The sequence below is a fragment of the Streptomyces sp. LZ34 genome, from assembly GCF_053890475.1.
This window is the reverse complement of sequence record NZ_CM132680.1, coordinates 7,751,153-7,767,316: the sequence shown is the minus strand read 5'-3', so window position 1 is coordinate 7,767,316 and position 16,164 is coordinate 7,751,153. Positions and strand designations below refer to the sequence as shown.

The 16,164-nt window shown below is 72.3% G+C and carries 12 protein-coding genes; 4 read left to right on the top strand and 8 right to left on the bottom strand.

The window, feature by feature from the left end; all coding sequences use genetic code 11:
* Positions 1-295: 295 nt before the first annotated feature.
* Complete coding sequence (locus ACWY4P_RS32485; protein WP_456204076.1) at positions 296-862, top strand: DJ-1/PfpI family protein; 567 nt, start codon at positions 296-298, stop codon at positions 860-862.
* A gap of 106 nt (positions 863-968) precedes the next feature.
* Here ACWY4P_RS32485 and ACWY4P_RS32480 read toward each other — a convergent pair whose 3' ends face one another.
* Entirely contained in the window at positions 969-1,631 is a 663-nt protein-coding gene (locus tag ACWY4P_RS32480) for an HAD family hydrolase (RefSeq protein ID WP_456204075.1), read from the bottom strand.
* Between the two features lie 104 nt (positions 1,632-1,735).
* Positions 1,736-2,242 (bottom strand): DUF6912 family protein, encoded by a 507-nt coding sequence (locus ACWY4P_RS32475; RefSeq protein WP_456213139.1) that lies wholly within the window; start codon positions 2,240-2,242, stop codon positions 1,736-1,738.
* A gap of 897 nt (positions 2,243-3,139) precedes the next feature.
* Between ACWY4P_RS32475 and ACWY4P_RS32470 the strand changes: the two genes are divergently transcribed.
* On the top strand, positions 3,140-3,754 hold the full coding sequence (locus ACWY4P_RS32470) for an Rv3235 family protein (protein WP_456204074.1): 615 nt from the start codon (positions 3,140-3,142) through the stop codon (positions 3,752-3,754).
* Between the two features lie 389 nt (positions 3,755-4,143).
* Here the strand turns inward: ACWY4P_RS32470 and secA are convergent, their stop codons facing one another.
* Positions 4,144-6,993 (bottom strand): preprotein translocase subunit SecA, encoded by a 2,850-nt coding sequence (secA, locus tag ACWY4P_RS32465; protein ID WP_456204073.1) that lies wholly within the window; start codon positions 6,991-6,993, stop codon positions 4,144-4,146.
* A 237-nt stretch (positions 6,994-7,230) separates the two neighbouring features.
* Between secA and ACWY4P_RS32460 the strand changes: the two genes are divergently transcribed.
* Both ACWY4P_RS32460 and ACWY4P_RS32455 read left to right on the top strand, forming a co-directional pair.
* Complete coding sequence (locus tag ACWY4P_RS32460; protein WP_456204072.1) at positions 7,231-7,878, top strand: GNAT family N-acetyltransferase; 648 nt, start codon at positions 7,231-7,233, stop codon at positions 7,876-7,878.
* A gap of 90 nt (positions 7,879-7,968) precedes the next feature.
* Positions 7,969-9,168, top strand: a complete 1,200-nt coding sequence (locus ACWY4P_RS32455) for a winged helix-turn-helix domain-containing protein (protein WP_456204071.1) — start codon at positions 7,969-7,971, stop codon at positions 9,166-9,168.
* A gap of 38 nt (positions 9,169-9,206) precedes the next feature.
* On the opposite strand, the gene ACWY4P_RS32450 is transcribed toward ACWY4P_RS32455, so the two are convergent.
* From ACWY4P_RS32450 to mtrB, 5 genes are all read right to left on the bottom strand, one after another.
* Positions 9,207-9,941: a response regulator gene (locus ACWY4P_RS32450; RefSeq protein WP_456204070.1), complete on the bottom strand. Its 735-nt coding sequence runs from the start codon at positions 9,939-9,941 to the stop codon at positions 9,207-9,209.
* Positions 9,942-10,232: 291 nt separating this feature from the next.
* Positions 10,233-10,922 carry a ribosome hibernation-promoting factor, HPF/YfiA family gene (hpf, locus tag ACWY4P_RS32445; protein ID WP_456204069.1) on the bottom strand — a complete coding sequence of 230 codons (690 nt, stop codon included), beginning with the start codon at positions 10,920-10,922 and terminating at the stop codon, positions 10,233-10,235.
* A gap of 249 nt (positions 10,923-11,171) precedes the next feature.
* A complete protein-coding gene (locus ACWY4P_RS32440) occupies positions 11,172-12,008 on the bottom strand; it encodes a ComF family protein (protein WP_456204068.1) in 837 nt (278 codons plus the stop codon).
* A gap of 143 nt (positions 12,009-12,151) precedes the next feature.
* Positions 12,152-14,002: an LpqB family beta-propeller domain-containing protein gene (locus tag ACWY4P_RS32435; RefSeq protein ID WP_456204067.1), complete on the bottom strand. Its 1,851-nt coding sequence runs from the start codon at positions 14,000-14,002 to the stop codon at positions 12,152-12,154.
* Positions 13,992-16,163: an MtrAB system histidine kinase MtrB gene (mtrB, locus tag ACWY4P_RS32430; protein ID WP_456204066.1), complete on the bottom strand. Its 2,172-nt coding sequence runs from the start codon at positions 16,161-16,163 to the stop codon at positions 13,992-13,994. Before mtrB ends, ACWY4P_RS32435 begins: the two co-directional genes overlap by 11 nt.
* Between the last annotated feature and the right edge of the window lies 1 nt (position 16,164).

The window sequence follows — 16,164 nt, the reverse complement described above, 5'->3', positions numbered from 1 at the left end:
CCTCATCGCCCCCACGGCCTATCGCGCTGATCACGCAGTAAGGCTATCGCCCCGCCCCAGGGGAGCGTCATGAGCCGTTCGTGTACAAAACCGGGCCCTGAAGTTTGACGTTATGGACAGCGACGCAGGTCCCGCGCGGCCTCTTGGCAAAGCTCGGCCGCGGATGCACTGTGGCCTTTACGGTGATTGGCGAGGCTTGTTCGGCTGTCGGCGTGTCGCACCCGGCACGCGGTGTGCCGCATCCGGCGCCCGGCGTGACGTCCGGCGGTCGACGTGACCTGTGGAGGTGGGCGGCTTGCCTGCGAAGATCCTGCTCGTGACCGGCGACGCGGCCGAATCCCTGGAGGTGCTCTACCCGCTCCAGCGGCTGCGCGAGGAGGGCTACGAGGTCCATGTGGCGGCCCCGACCCGCAAAACGCTGCGGTTCGTGGTGCACGACTTCGAGGACGGCTTCGACACGTACACCGAGAAACCCGGCTACACCTGGCCCGCCGACCTCGCCTTCTCCGAGGTCGACCCCGGGGAGTACGCCGCCTTGGTGATCCCCGGCGGGCGGGCCCCCGAATATCTGCGCAACGACCCCGAGCTACGCAAGATCCTCAAGGCCTTCTTCGACGCGGACAAGCCAGTGGCCCAGATCTGCCACGGGCCACTGCTGACGGCGGCGGTCGGAGGGCTCGGCGGGCGGCGGGTCACCGCGTATCCGGCGCTGGAGCCGGACATGCAGTCGGCGGGGGCGGAGTTCCAGGACGCGGAGGTGGTGGTCGACGGAACGCTGGTGTCCTCGCGGGCGTGGCCGGACCACCCGGCGTGGATGCGGGAGTTCCTGGCGGTGCTGCGGGCGAAGGCGCCGGTGATCTGAGGCCGCTGCTGATCCGAGCCCGGGCTCGGGCTCGGGCTCACGGGTCCGTACGGCCGGCGCGGTGCGGATGCGTGATCCGTACGGCCGGCCCCGCCGGCCTTGCCGGTCAGTCGACCAGCCGGCCGGCCTCGGCGACGGCCTCCTCCAGGGTGTCCACGACCGGCACGCCCGCGGCCAGCAGGCTGGCCCGGCTGTGCGAGCCCCCCGTGTACAGCACAGCACGGGCGCCCGCGTGCTGCGCCGCGACGGCGTCGTCGAGCGCGTCCCCGATCACCACGATGCGCTCCGGCGGCACGCCCTCCAGCGCGGCCACATGGCGCACCATCTGCTCCGCCTTGCCCGTGTCGCTCTGGCCGGTGCGCCCGTCCACGCGCATGAAGTGCGGCTCGATGCCGTGTGTACGCACCAGGGGGATCAGCCGCTCGTGTTCGGCCAGCGAGCACAGCGACTGGGTGAGCCCGGCCGCCTGCCACTCGGCGAGCAGCTGCTTGGCCCCGAGCGCCAGTCCGGCGCCCTCCGCCAGGACCCAGTAGTGACGGTGGAACGCCTCGTCCATGACCTGCCACTCGGCGTCGGTGGGCAGCCGCCCTATCAGCCGCTCGTAGAAGCGCGGCACCGGGACGCAGTACAGCTCGCGGTAGCGCTCCAGGGTGATCGGGGGGAGACCGAGCTCGGCGAACGACGCGTTCGTCGCCGAGATCACGGCGTCGTTGTCGTGCAGGAGGGTGCCGTTCCAGTCCCAGACGATGTGCGTCACGTTCTTCCCCACCTCACGACCGTACCCAAAGGGTCCGACAGGGATGACGGTCCCGGCGCGGGGGCCGGGCCGCCGACCGCCTCATCCGATTGCCTCGCCCTGCCTCACCCTCACCCTCACCCGACGAGATCGGGAATCTCCTTGGCGTCGTACCAGAGCAGTTCATGATCGTCCGCGCCGTCCACCGTGAACTGCGCGTCGTCGTCCCCGACGTCCGCCGCGCCCAGCGCCTCGGCCGCGGCGGCGACGTCCCGCTCGGCGTCGTCGGAGTCCACGTGCACCGCGGCGGCCTTGGCCAGCGGCACGGGGAACGCGATCCGCACCTCCCCCAGCGAGGAGTGGTCAAGCCCGCGGTCCGGGTCCGCCACCGCATCCGCGTCGGGCACGTCCACCGCCACCACGACCCGCCGCCGGGGCGCCTGCCGGTCGACCGCCAGATGCCGCAGCGACGCCTGCGCGGCGCGGCTCAGCGCGGCGTACTCCAGCTCCTCGATGTCGTCGGAGACATACCACTCGCGCAGCGCGGGAGTGACCCCGTAGGCGATCAGCGGGGCCGGGCCCAGTTCCCCCGCCTTGTGCGCCTCGGCGAGACCGGGGAGGGTCAGGGGGACGTAGACGCGCATGGCTGCCGCTTCCTGGAGTTCCTGAAGTTTCCTGTAGCTGCCAGCCAGCATACGTTCGCCGCCCCCTCCCCCGGGCCCAACCCGGGGGCGCTGGTGCCCTGTGGGCCGGCACCCGCGCCCAGCCCCCATACGGTCCCCCATTGGGGGTAATCCCGACCCCGACCCGCCGCCCACGCGGCCCCACGGCGCCCCGCACGGCGAGCGCCGGCCGCCCGCCGGCCACACCGGGGCCGGGAGCGAGTCCGCCCTGGCCAGGGGGCACTGAACGGTCCGCCAGGGGCCCGTACGGGCGGGGCGCGGCGGTAGCCGGACCCGGCTCCGGATGCCGGGCCACCCGGATAGGTGAATCCCGCAGACCCGGCCGCGCGCGGACCGACGCTCCTTGCCGGTGCCGGAACGGCGCCGATAGAAGACTGCCAACCCAAGCTACTGCCCGGTATCTTCACCGGGCCCGGGAGAGCGGCGAGGCACATGCACAGGACCACCCGAACGACGCCCCCAACCGGAGCCGCCACGGAAAGCGCCCCGACGCGCGGCACGACACCCACGAGCGACGAGAACACCCACCCCGGCAGCGACGAGGCGCGAAGCGGGCCGACGGGGAGCGGGCCAGGGACGAACGGACCCGCGCAGAGCGGGCCAGCGCACACCGGACCAGGGACGAACGGGCCGACGCTCAACGGGCCGGCGCACACCGGACGAGCGCACAGCGGAGCGGCACGGAATGGGCCGCCGTTCAACGGGCCGGCCGTCAGCGGGCCGGCGCGCAGCGGAACGGCACGGAGCGGACCAGCCCTCAGCGGGCCAGGACCGAACGGACAAGCACGCAGCGGACCAGCGCACACCGGACCAGCCTTCAGCGGGCCGACGCGGAGCGGGTCGGCGCCCACCGGGTCGGTGCACAGCGGAGCGGCACAGAACGCACCAGCACGGAGTGGACCGGCGCGCAACGGGCCAGCGCACAGCGGGCCAGGGCCGAACCGGTCGGGGCGGAACGGGACGCCGCTGAACGGACCGGGGCCAGACAAGCCGGCACGGAGTGGACCGGCGCGCAGCGGGCCGGTCCAGAGCGGGCCGCCGCGGCGCCGTGACTCGCGGCGGCCGACGGGCCCCGGGCCCGTCTCGCATGCGCCCGGGTCCGTTTCGCGTACGGCGGCCGTCGCCGCGCGGCGCAGGGAACGCGAGCGGCTTCCCCGCTACTGGTTCGCCAACCAGCTGCTGCTCACCCTGAGCGGCCAGCGCCCCGTCCACACGCTGCTCGGCCACACCCTCCCGGCGGCGTACGACCGGCTGATCGAGCTCGCGCCCCAGGCGCCGCTGCGGCCGTCCGGAGCCCGCGACAGCGCCCCCGTCGTACAGCGCTGCGGCGAGTACCAGCCGCGGCAGGGGGTCATCGAGGTGTTCGCCCGGATCGCCTGCGGCGACCGGCTGCGGGCGCTGGCCTTCCGCCTGGAGCTCGGCCCCGACGCCCGCTGGCGCTGTGCCGCCGTCGACATCGGCCCGACCGCCTAGCGTCAGCAGCCAAGGTTTGCCCCGCTCGCCGCCCCGGCACGCGCCCCCAGCCACCGCTGGGAGGTGCCTCCTCTCGCTGCGTTGGCCGAAAGCCGAGCAGCGCCCGCCCCACCCTTCGGCCGGGAGGGGCCTGCGGCAGCCCCCGAGGGCCGCAGCTACGCCCTGGGGCCCCGGAGTGGCCCAGTACCGCCTCTGGTCCCTGAGCGCGCGGCAGGCGGCCGGGAGAGCCGCCCACCGCGCTCCGCTGTCCGCCGCGTGCACCACCGCGGCGAGCAGCCCCGCACACACGCCGACGGGCCGGGACCCACGCCATCCGCGCGAGTCCCGGCCCGTCCGCAGCCGTATCAGCCTCCCGTATCAGCCCAAGTCGTGCTGCCGGGCCGACCGGGTCACTTCTTCCGGCGACGACCGCCCTTGTTCGCCTTGCGCCGCTCCGCGCGCGTCATGCCGTCCGACTCGGAGCGGGGCGCGGGGGGCGTGTCGCCGTTGGAGAAGTCGCCCTCGACGATGCCGCCCTCGCCGTCCACCGTCGGGGCGGAGAAGTGCAGCCGGTCGGGGCGCTGCGGGGCCTCCAGGCCCTTGGCGCGGATCTCGGGGCGACCGTTGGGCGATCCGGCCGTCACGGCCGCGGGGACCGCGTCCTGGACGCCCTCGCCGGCCGTCACGGCCTCCTTCTCGCCCTCCTCGACCGGGACCTCCTCGACCTGCTGCTCGACCTGGACCTCCAGGTTGAACAGGTAGCCGACGGACTCCTCCTTGATGCCGTCCATCATCGCCTGGAACATGTCGAAGCCCTCGCGCTGGTACTCGACCAGCGGGTCCTTCTGGGCCATCGCGCGCAGGCCGATGCCCTCCTGGAGGTAGTCCATCTCGTAGAGGTGCTCGCGCCACTTGCGGTCCAGTACGGACAGCACCACGCGCCGCTCGAGCTCCCGCATGATGTCGGAGCCCAGCTGCTCCTCGCGGGCGTCGTACTGCTCGTGGATGTCGTCCTTGACCGCCTCGGCGATGAACTCGTCGGTCAGCCCGGCGCGGTCGCCGGCCGCCTCCTCCAGCTCATCAATGGTGACCTTCACCGGGTAGAGCTGCTTGAACGCGCCCCACAGCCGGTCCAGGTCCCACTCCTCCGCGAAGCCCTCGGAGGTCTCGGCCTTGATGTAGTCGTCGATGGTGTCGTCCATGAAGTGGCGCACCTGCTCGTGCAGGTCCTCGCCCTCCAGGACGCGGCGGCGCTCGCCGTAGATGACCTCGCGCTGGCGGTTGAGCACCTCGTCGTACTTCAGAACGTTCTTACGGGTCTCGAAGTTCTGCTGCTCGACCTGCGACTGCGCGGAGGCGATCGCGCGGGTGACCATCTTGTTCTCGATCGGGACGTCGTCGGGGACGTTGGCCATGGCCATGACGCGCTCGACCATCTGCGCCTTGAACAGCCGCATCAGGTCGTCGCCGAGCGAGAGGTAGAAGCGGGACTCGCCGGGGTCGCCCTGGCGGCCGGAGCGGCCGCGTAGCTGGTTGTCGATACGGCGGGACTCGTGGCGCTCGGTGCCCAGCACATACAGCCCGCCGAGCTCCTTGACCTCCTCGAACTCGGCCTTGACCGCGGCCTCGGCCTTCTCCAGAGCGGCGGGCAGCCCGGCCGCCCACTCCTCGGCGTGCTCCACCGGGTCGAGGCCGCGCTGGCGCAGCTCCGCCTCGGCGAGGTCGTCGGGGTTGCCGCCGAGCTTGATGTCGGTGCCGCGGCCGGCCATGTTCGTGGCGACGGTGACCGCGCCCCTGCGCCCGGCCTGGGCGACGATCGAAGCCTCACGGTCGTGCTGCTTGGCGTTGAGCACCTCGTGGGGCACGCCGCGCTTGGCGAGCTGCTGGGAGAGGTACTCGGACTTCTCCACGGAGGTGGTGCCGACCAGGACCGGCTGGCCCTTCTCGTGCTTCTCGACGATGTCCTCGACGACCGCGTCGAACTTCGCCACCTCGGTGCGGTAGATCAGATCGGACTGGTCGAGGCGGGCGAGCGCGCGGTGGGTCGGGATCGGGACGACGCCGAGCTTGTAGATCTGGTGGAACTCGGCGGCCTCGGTCATCGCCGTACCGGTCATGCCGGAGAGCTTGTCGTAGAGGCGGAAGAAGTTCTGGAGGGTGATCGTGGCGAGGGTCTGGTTCTCGTCCTTGATCTCCACCGCTTCCTTCGCCTCGATCGCCTGGTGCATGCCCTCGTTGTAGCGGCGGCCGGCGAGGATACGGCCGGTGTGCTCGTCGACGATCATGACTTCGCCGTCCATGACGACGTAGTCCTTGTCCTTCTTGAAGAGCTCCTTGGCCTTGATCGCGTTGTTCAGGTAGCCGACCAGCGGGGTGTTGACCGACTCGTACAGATTGTCGATCCCCAGCCAGTCCTCGACCTTCGTGACGCCCGACTCGTGGATGCCGACGGTGCGCTTCTTCTCGTCGACCTCGTAGTCCCCGGTCTCTTCCTCGCCCTTCTGCGGGTTCGCGGCCTCGCCCCTGGTCAGGCGGGTGACCAGCTTCGCGAAGTCGCCGTACCACTTGGTGGCCTGGTCGGCCGGGCCGGAGATGATCAGCGGCGTGCGGGCCTCGTCGACGAGGATCGAGTCCACCTCGTCGACGACGGCGAAGTTGTGGCCGCGCTGCACCAGCTCGTCCTTCGACCACGCCATGTTGTCGCGCAGATAGTCGAAGCCGAACTCGTTGTTGGTGCCGTAGGTGATGTCGCACGCGTACTGCTCACGGCGCTGCGCGGGCGTCATATTGGCCAGGATGCAGCCGACCTCGAGGCCGAGGAACTTGTGCACCCGGCCCATCCACTCCGAGTCGCGCTCGGCCAGGTAGTCGTTCACCGTGATCAGGTGGACGCCCTTGCCGGACAGCGCGTTCAGATACGCGGGGAGCGTGCCGACGAGGGTCTTGCCCTCACCGGTCTTCATCTCGGCCACATACCCCAGGTGCAGCGCCGCGCCGCCCATCAGCTGGACGTCGTAGTGGCGCTGCCCGAGCACCCGCTTGGCCGCCTCGCGCACAGTGGCGAAGGCCTCGGGCATCAGGTCGTCAAGGGTCTCGCCGTCGGCGAACCGCTCCTTGTATTCGTCGGTCAGGGCGCGGAGCTCGGCGTCGGAGAGGTTGACGAAGTCCTCTTCGATGGAATTGACCTGGTCCGCGATGCGGTGCAGCTTGCGCAGGATCTTTCCTTCGCCTGCACGCATGAGCTTGTTGAGGACGGACACGTAGGCTGACTCCTTGCCGGTCGGGCCTGGCACGGTCGGGTGCGCTGGCGCGGCATTATCAAGGGGCACAGGCCCCGCCGCAACGGCCATCGTAAGACAGGACCCCACCACGCCGGGAGGTCCGTCACTACGAGGAACCGGTGTCACCTCTCTGTGTCAACGTACGAGGCGCGCCCCACGTGCCCCTGAACCGGCAAAACTGCTGCGACCCCCTCGCCGGCGGCTCAGACTCGGGCCATGGAACCTGTCACCCTCACCACCGAGCGCCTGCTGCTGCGCCCCTTCGAGCTCTCCGACACCGACGCGGTCCACGCCGCCTGCCAGGATCCGGACATCCAGCGCTGGACCCCCGTGCCCACTCCGTACAGGCATGCGGACGCCGAGGAATTCGTCCGGCGGATCTGCCAGGAGGAATGGCGGGACGACATCGGCTACCGCTTCGCCGTGGTGACCCGGGACGGCGGCGCGCTGGTCGGCGCCATGGCCCTGGTACGCCTGGCCTGGCTGCGCACCGAGGAGCGCCAGGCGGAGCTGGGCTACTGGACGGTGCGGGAGCACCGGCGGCGCGGGTACACCGGCGAGGCGGCGCGGGCGGTGGTCGAGTGGGCCTTCACGGGGCTGGGGGTGGAGCGCCTGGAGTGGTGCGCCCAGGTCGGCAACGAGGGCTCGCGGGCGGTGGCCCTGGCGGCGGGGTTCAGGATGGAGGGGATCGACCGGGCGCGGATCATCCACAACGGGACCCGGCGGGACGCCTGGCGGGCCGCGGTCCTGCCCTCGGACTGGGGGCTGCCGTCGACGACGCCGTACCTGCCCGCGCCCGAACAGAATCCGCCCGCACAGAACCCGCCGGCCCACGAGCGGACGGCCGTCGCGGACCCTGCCTGAGCCCTGAGCCCCGACCTCGCCCGCCTCCAGCCGGTCCCGCCCGGCTCCAGTCGGCCCTCGCTGTCAGTGGCGCCCTCTACGGTGTCCGGCATGACGATTGCAGCGTCCAAGTCCGCGTCCGGCCCCAAGCCCGAGGTCGCACTGTCCGCCGATGAGGCGCGCCGGATCGCGCTGCGCGCCCAGGGACTGCTCGGCGCGCCGGACCGGCGGGCCGGGGTGCGGGGGGTGCTGCGCCATCTGGGGGCGGTGCAGCTGGACACCATCTCGGTGCTGGCCCGCTCCCACGAGCTCATTCCGTACGCGCGGCTCGGCGCGGTCGGCCGGACCGCGGTCGAGTCGGCGTACTGGACCGGGACCCATGCCTTCGAGTACTGGTCGCACGCCGCCTGTGTGCTGCCGATCGAGGAGTGGCCTTACTTCGCCTTCCGGCGCCGCGCCTACCGCTCCCGCCCGCACTGGTACCACGACCTGCCGGACGGGGTGTACGAGACGGTCGTGAAGCGGCTGCGCGAGGACGGCCCGCTGACCGCGACGGAGCTGGGCGGGGCCAAGAACGGCGGCCCGTGGTGGGACTGGTCGGCGGCCAAGGTCGCCGTGGAGCGCGCGCTGATGTACGGCGAGGTGGTGTGCGTCGAGCGGCGCGGCTGGAAGCGGGTGTACGACCTGGCCGAGCGCGCCGTGCCGGGCACCCTGCGCCATGACGACCTGGACGACGCGGAGTGCCTGCGGCGGCTGGTGGGGCTCGCCGGGCGGGCCCTGGGGGTCGGCACCCGCGCGGACATCGCCGACTACCACCGGCTGAAGGCCGAGCAGGTGGACGCGGTGATCGCGGACTCGGGCCTGGTGCCGGTGGCGGTGGCCGGCTGGGACAAGGCGGCCTGGGCGGACCCGGAGGCGCTGGCCGCCCCGGTGCGCGGCCGCCATCGCACAACCCTGCTGTCGCCCTTCGACTCCCTCATATGGGACCGCGCCCGCACCGAGCGGATCTTCGGCTTCGCCCATCGGCTCGAGGCGTATGTGCCCAAGCCCAAGCGGATCCACGGCTATTTCGCCATGCCGCTGCTGTCGGGCGGGCGGCTGCTCGGCCGCGTCGACCCGGCCCGCGAGGGGAAGACCCTGGTGGCCCGGCAGGTGTCGCTGGAGGGGCCCAAGGCCGTGGCGCCCATGGCCCAGGCGCTGCTGGAGGCGGCCGGGTGGGTGGGGTGCGAGTCCGTGCGGATCGAACGCGTCGACCACCCGGAGCTCGCCGCCGCGCTCACGGCGGCGGTCGCCTGGCTCAGCGTCTGCTGACCGTCGTCTGACCGCTCACCTGACCGTGCCCCGACCGCTCACCTGATCTCGAGGATCTTCTCCCGCATCGCGTAGACCACGGCCTCCATCCGGGAGTGCAGCTGAAGCTTCTCCAGGATGTTGCGGACGTGGTTCTTCACGGTGTTCTCGCTGATGAACAGCTCCTTGGCGATGTCGCGGTTGTTCATGCCCGTGGCCACGAGCTTGAGCACCTCCAGCTCCCGGTCGGTGAGCCGGGGCGCGGGCACCAGCCGCCGCTCGTCGGTGCGCTGGATCATCGACTTGAACTCGGTGAGGAGCTTGGACGCCATCGACGGGCTTATCTGCGACTGCCCGTCGGCGACCGCCCGGATCGCGGTGGACACCTCGTCGGTCGAGATCTCCTTGAGCAGATAGCCGGTGGCGCCCGCCTTGATCGCGTCGTAGAGGTCCGCCTCCTCATCGCTGATCGTCAGCATGATGATCTTCGCGCTCGGCGCCACCTCCTTGATAGAGGTGCACGCCTCGATCCCGCCGCGCTTGGGCATCCGCACATCCATCAGCACGATGTCCGGCAACAGATCGGCCGCCTTGTCCACGGCCTCGGCGCCGTCCCCCGCCTCGCCGACGACCTGGATGTCCTCCTCCTGGGCCAGGACGATCTCCAGGCCGCGCCGGAAGAGCGCATGGTCGTCCACCACGAGGACCCGGATCGGCTCCTTGCGCGGCTCGCCCCTGTCCGACCCGACACCGTGGTCATCGCCATCGGTCGCGGGCCCGAAGCTGTCCGCCATCGTTCCTCCCCCTGAAGGCCATGGCCCCTGCTGTCCGCACTTGGCTGTGCATGGTCCTATACGGCGGCGTCAACCGGTCTTCTCGATACGAGGGTTGGCCGCTGAGCCATGATTTCATGCCTGGAGGACGCTGTGGTGCCGCCGTGGTCGCACGGTGGTGCCCCGGGGGCGCATGGGTGCTCAGGGGCATCACGCCAGGTGCGACCACGCACCGGGGCATCACCCCAGGTGCGACCCCCCACCACAGCGGGACCGCGCGGTACGCCCACCACACGGTCCCGCCCGTTCTGATCAGCCTCCCAGAGCGCCACCGGCGCCGCCGGGCTCCTCCCCGACGAACGCCTCGGGCTTGAGGTGGATGACCCCGTAGTCATAGCCATGGCGCCGGTAGACGACGCTGGGCTGGCCGGTGTCGGAGTCGACGAACAGATAGAAGTCATGCCCGACCAGCTCCATCTCGTAGAGCGCCTGGTCGAGCGTCATGGGGGCGGCGGCGTGGGTCTTCTCCCGGACCACCAGGGGACCTTCGCCCTGGACCTCCAGCGGCCCCATCCTGGTGGTGGGGACGGCTTCCGGCGTGCGCTGGGCGGCGATTTCCCCATAGCCGTTGATGCGGGCCGCGTTCGGCACCGTCACGGCCACGTCGCTGGCGGGGATGCGGCCGTTGCCACGACGCGTGTGCCGCTTGTCGTGCTGCTTGCGCATGCGCGCCTCCAGCTTGCCGGCTGCCAGGTCAAGCGCTGCGTACGGATCGGCAGCCGCGGCCTCCGCCCGGATCACCGGACCGCGGGAGCGGAGGGTGATCTCCACTCGATCGCAACGGTCGGCCTGCCGGGGGTTGTGCTCCTTGGACACCTCGACGTCGAGGCTGATCACCTTGCCGTCGAGCTTCTGGATCTTGTCCAGCTTCAGCTTCTCGGCCACGTGCTTCCGGAACCGCTCGGGCACCTCTGTTTTACGGCCCTTGACGACGATGTCCACGCAGAACTCCGTTCCCGGGTCGCTCCGTCAAAGTCGGAGCTCATCCGTTGTGCACTGGGCTCCGGAATTTCTCCGGAGCTTGCTGCCTGGCGGCTTTCACCCCCTCCTCCCCGATGGCCAAGATCGCCATTCCTTCTTGTCAATAAAAGCGAAAAGGCACACGAAGCACGCCAAGCGGATAATGCGAGCCATAGCGCTCGCCCTTCCTCACAACCGAACATAGCTCGCCCGGCCCGAAGTCGGCACCCCCTACCGGCACGTACCTCCGATCAGGTGTTTACGTCCTCTTATCATCAGCAACGATGCGCGTTCGTAATCAGTTCCACTTGGCGAGGGCGCCGCGGCCGTCGTGAACGCGCGCGTCGCCGCCGTGGGGAACGCGCGGGTCGCGGCCGCCACGACGGCGGCCCCGGCGACCAGGCCGCCCGCCGCCCGCACCGCCCGCGCCGCCTCCGCGAGCGACGCCCCCGTGGTCATCAGATCGTCCACCAGCACCACGGGACCCTCGGCCAGCAGCCGCCCGCAGCCGGGCGCCGCGCCCAGCGCCCCGGTGAGATTCTCCAGCCGCCGCCGCGCGTCCAGCCCGGCCTGATCGGTCACCGCCCGCAGCTGCCGCAGGACCGGCAGCACCCGCGCGGGCCGCCCGCCGCGCCGCAGTACCCCCGCTGCCGTCAGCGCGATGCGCCGGGCCGGGTCATGGCCGCGCGCCGCGACCGCCCGCCGCGCCGAGGGCACCGGCACCAGCAGCAGCGGCCGCCCGCCGCCGGGCCAGGCCCGAGAAGGGGGGCGAGGACAGGGACAGGCCGCGCTCACCGCCCCCGCCAGCGCCTCGCCCAACGCCGCCGCCAGCCGCAGCTCCCCCCGCTCCTTGTGCGCGAGCAGCACCGCCCTGGCCTCGTCCTCGTAGGCCACCGCCGCATGGACGCGCGGCAACCCCGGCGGGGGCGGGCTCGGCCGCACCGGCCGCGCCCCGGCCCCGCACAGCGCCGCGCGACACCGCCCGCACAGCGCGCCGCCTGCCCGGCCGCATCCCGCGCAGCCGGCCGGCAGCACCAGCCCGGCGATCTCCCGCCACCAGATCCACATGGGCCCACTGTCCCGTCACCCTCACGGACCCGCCACCCCTGTGGACAACCCTGTGGATAACTGCGGGATGACCACGCTGTGGCCGACGCCCATCCGGGTGAACGGACACCCATCCGGGTGACAGTCGGGTTTATCGCGGACAGTTATCCCGGATACACCGGAAGCGACCCCTCCTTGGCCACGGTCGTCCAGTCCGTGTTCGGCAGCAGCCGCACGATCCCGTCGTTCGTCGTCTCGGCGATCAACGCCCGGTTCTGGCCCTCGAAGGCCGCGACCGCCTCCACCCCGTTCGGCCCGGGCACGGCCGGGACATCCGCCGGCGAGCCGTCCGTCCCGACGTACTGCAGCTGCTGCACCCCGCGCGACTCACGGCCCGCGACCACCAGTCGGCTGCCCCCGGCCCACGACACGGCGTCCACGTCCTCCAGCCGCGGGGAGACCGAGTGCAGCCCCCGCACCGACAGCTCGGGGGCGGCCTCGCCGCCCCACCGCTCGACGCGGCCGAGCTGCAGCGTCGTATGCCCGGCGCGCTTGACCAGCATCGCGATCCGGGTGCCGTCCGCGGACATCCGCAGCGCCGTGATCACGCCGCCCTTCAGATCCGGCAGCTGGACCTCGTCCGCCTTCTCCTCGCCCTCGCGCAGCCGCAGCAGCTTGGGCCGCTGCGGATTGCGGTCGGCCACCCACAGGCCGCCGAGGCCGTCCCAGCTCGGCGCCGACAGCCCGTGCTCCGCGCTGCCGCCCTGACTGCGCAGCCTCGCCTTGCCGAGCTGGACGCCGGAGTTCAGCTCGGTCACATACAGCGAGCGGCCGTCCTCGGTGACCCCCGCGGCGAGCCGCTCGTCCCGGGACACCGCCACCGACCCGAGACCGATGCCGTCCTCGCCGAACGGCCCCGGCACGGCCTGCGGCTCCCGCGCGTCGTCGGACAGCCGAACCACCCGGTGGTCGGCGTCCACGAAGTACTGATGGTCCCCCCGGCCGTTGACCCCTTCCGGAGCGAACGAGCGCGCGGCGTCGCGGGACAGCGTGCACAGCTCCGAGCCGTCCTGCCGCTCCAGCCGTACGCTGCCGACCTCCGACGCCGACTGCCCCAGCGCCTGGACCGTGAACAGCAGCTGGGCCGCCATACGGGCGCAGCGCGCCTGGCCCACGTGCGCCGCGCGGTCGCTCAGCCGCACCTTCAGCGCGTTCGAGTCGTCCGGCGTCATCTTCTCGTCCCGGCGGCCCAGCTCCGTACCGGAGGGGAAAGAGGTGCTGACCACCGGGTCCAGCCAGCTCGTCGGGCCGTCCAGGAGGGCGTTCACGGCCGCGGTGACCGGGTCGCCGCCCTGCCGCAGATAGACCGGGTCGGCGACCAGGACGCCCTGCCCCGCCCGCGAGTTCCCGGCGTCCGGGCCCAGCTCGGCAAAGTAGTACTTGTTGACCGACTCATAGATGCGCTGGAAGTCCGGCTCGCCCAGCACCAGGCCGCGCGGCAGGCGGTCGATCCGCCACTCCGACCCCACCTTCGACAGATGGACGCGCTCCACGTAGTCGCCCTCAGAGGGCCGGTACGCGTGCGTGGCGTCCACCGTGGCGATCCGCTTACCCGAGAGCACCACGGTCCTCCCGTCGCCGTCCCGGTCCCCCGGATCGGCCTCCACCCGCACCTCCGGGGCCTGTGCGAGCACCGTGGTCGCGGCGAAGGGGTCCCACTGCCGGGAGGCGCCCTTGCTCAGGTACTCCTTGGCCGTGGCCAGGTTCTCCTCGCCGCTGGTCGTCGCCTCCAGGAAGCCGTTGACGAGCTCGGCGGGCTGCTCGCCCTTGCCCGGGCTCACCCCGTACACCCGCACCTGCGTATCGACGTCCGTACGCGGCGAGGAGTCCACCCGGCGCACATCCCCGCTGTCGGGCATCGAGGCGCAGCCGGAGAGCAGCAGCGCGCCGCAGGCGAGCAACGCGGGCGCGCCCAGCCGGCGGGTACGGCGGAAGCGGTAGCGGTCAGCGCCCACGAGGGCGGCCCTCCCGTTCGGTCGGTGTCGTGTGTGCCGCGTCGGCCGCCGTATCGGCCGCACCCGGCCGCGGGCCCTGCGGGCTCGGCTGGCGCTGCGGGCCGCCCTGCGCGGCGCCCCGGGGCACCACGCGGGCGCCGTTGCCGGGCAGCGCCGTGGGGTCGGCCGTCGGCGTGGGGAGGCCTTTGCCGCTGGGGGGCAGCGGCAGGTCGGCGCCGGACAGCGCGGACTTCGGCTGCGCCGGTACGGCCGCCAGCCGCTCCTCCGAGCCCCGCGAAGCCGCGCCCTGCGAAGCCGCCCCTGGAGCCCCAGTGCCCTGAGCCCCCGTGCCCTGCCCCGCCGCGCCCTGCCCCGACGCCCGGTTGCGCCGGGAGTCCTCGGGCTCCAGCGGGATGGGCGAGCCGCGCAGCGTGTCGCCCGCCGTACGCGGCAGGGTCAGCCGGAACTGCGAGCCGCCGCCGGGCTCGCCCCACGCCTGTAGCCAGCCGCCGTGCAGCCGCGCGTCCTCCACCGCGATCGACAGGCCGAGGCCCGTGCCACCCGTCGTACGGGCACGCGCCGGATCGGCCCGCCAGAAGCGGTTGAAGACGCGAGTCGCCTCGCCCGGCTTGAGCCCGACGCCGTAGTCGCGCACCGCGACCGCCACCGCCCCGCCCGCCGCGGCCAGCCGCACGACCACACCCCGGCCCTCGCCGTGCTCCACGGCGTTGACCACGAGGTTGCGCAGCACCCGCTCCACCCGCCGGGCGTCCGCCTCCGCCATCACCGGCTGCTCGGCACCCCGCACCACGACCCGGGTGCCCTTGGCCTCGGCGAGCGGTTCGGCCCCGTCGACCACCCGGGTCACCACATCGCGCAGATCGATCGGCTCGGCCTCCAGAGCGGCCGCGCCCGCGTCGAACCGGCTGATCTCCAGCAGGTCCGACAGCAGCGACTCGAACCGGTCGACCTGGCCCCACAACAACTCGGCGGAGCGCGCGGTGACCGGGTCGAAGTCCTCGCGCGCGTCATGGATGATGTCCGCCGCCATCCGTACCGTCGTCAGCGGCGTCCGCAGCTCATGGGAGACGTCCGAGACGAACCGGCGCTGCATCCGGGACAGCTCCTCCAGCTGCTGGATCTTGACCTGGAGGGTCTGCGCCATCTTGTTGAACGACTCGCCGAGGCGCGCGATGTCGTCCTCCCCGGTGATCTTCATCCGCTCCTGCAGCAGACCGGCTGCCAGCCGCTCGGAGATCCCGGCGGCCATCCGCACCGGCGTGACCACCTGCCGGACCACCACCCAGGCGATGGCGCCGAGCAGCACCACCACGAACACCCCGGCCGTCGCCAGCGTCCCCGTCACCAGGCTCAGCGACTTCTCCTCCTGCGTGAACGGGAAGAGGTAGTAGAGCTGGTACGGATCGCCGCGGTTGTCGTCGAGCCGCTTGCCGATGATCAGCGCGGCCTCGGACTTCTTGGACCCCTTGTGCAGGATCCGGCCGTACCGCTCGTACGTCGTGGTCCGTCCCTCGTCCACCTTCTCGCGCAGCTCGTCCGGGACGCTGTCCGGCTTGACGTCGCCGGAGACGCGCGGCCCACGGCTGACGACGCGCGGCGTGTCGCCCGAGGCGGAGCTGAGCGCCACCACCGAGTACGCGCCCTTGCCGCCACTGGCCAGCTGCTCCACCAGCTTGTTCAGCCAGCTTCCGGCGTCCTGGCCGCCGCGGCTACCGGCGTCGGCCCCGTCCCCGTTACGGCTGTCGCTGGTGCGGTCCGCCATCTGCTCGGCGACCTGGAACCCGCCGGTGGCCTGCCCCTGCGCCGCATGACGCTTGGCGTCCAGCAGCCCGTTGCGCACCTGCCCGATGACGACGAGGCCGAGCAGAAGCACCACACCGAGCGACATCAGCAGGGTGGTCGCGACCACCCGCAGCTGGATATTGCGCCGCCACAGCCGGGCAGCGGGCAGCAGCGGACGGCGCACCCACCGCCCGAACAGCCGGATCAGCGGATGCGCGGGCCCGCCCGACGCCCCGTCGGGCAGCAGATGCCCACCGCTCCACAACCGCCGCAACAGCGGAATCTCACCCGTCGGGTCGACGGGCCGCCCCGGACGCGCGCCCTCCGGGGCTCCGCCCGCCGGTCTGCCGCCGGGCGGAGCCGAGCCGACCTCCGGCATC

What these genes read in the sequence shown, in the direction of transcription:
- ACWY4P_RS32475 (WP_456213139.1), bottom strand. Translation starts at nt 2,242, where the DNA reads ATGCGCGTCTACGTCCCCCTGACCCTCCCCGGTCTCGCCGAGGCGCAC.
- ACWY4P_RS32460 (WP_456204072.1), top strand. Translation starts at nt 7,231, where the DNA reads ATGGAACCTGTCACCCTCACCACCGAGCGCCTGCTGCTGCGCCCCTTC.
- ACWY4P_RS32455 (WP_456204071.1), top strand. Translation starts at nt 7,969, where the DNA reads ATGACGATTGCAGCGTCCAAGTCCGCGTCCGGCCCCAAGCCCGAGGTC.
- ACWY4P_RS32450 (WP_456204070.1), bottom strand. Translation starts at nt 9,941, where the DNA reads ATGGCGGACAGCTTCGGGCCCGCGACCGATGGCGATGACCACGGTGTC.
- ACWY4P_RS32440 (WP_456204068.1), bottom strand. Translation starts at nt 12,008, where the DNA reads ATGTGGATCTGGTGGCGGGAGATCGCCGGGCTGGTGCTGCCGGCCGGC.
- mtrB (WP_456204066.1), bottom strand. Translation starts at nt 16,163, where the DNA reads ATGCCGGAGGTCGGCTCGGCTCCGCCCGGCGGCAGACCGGCGGGCGGA.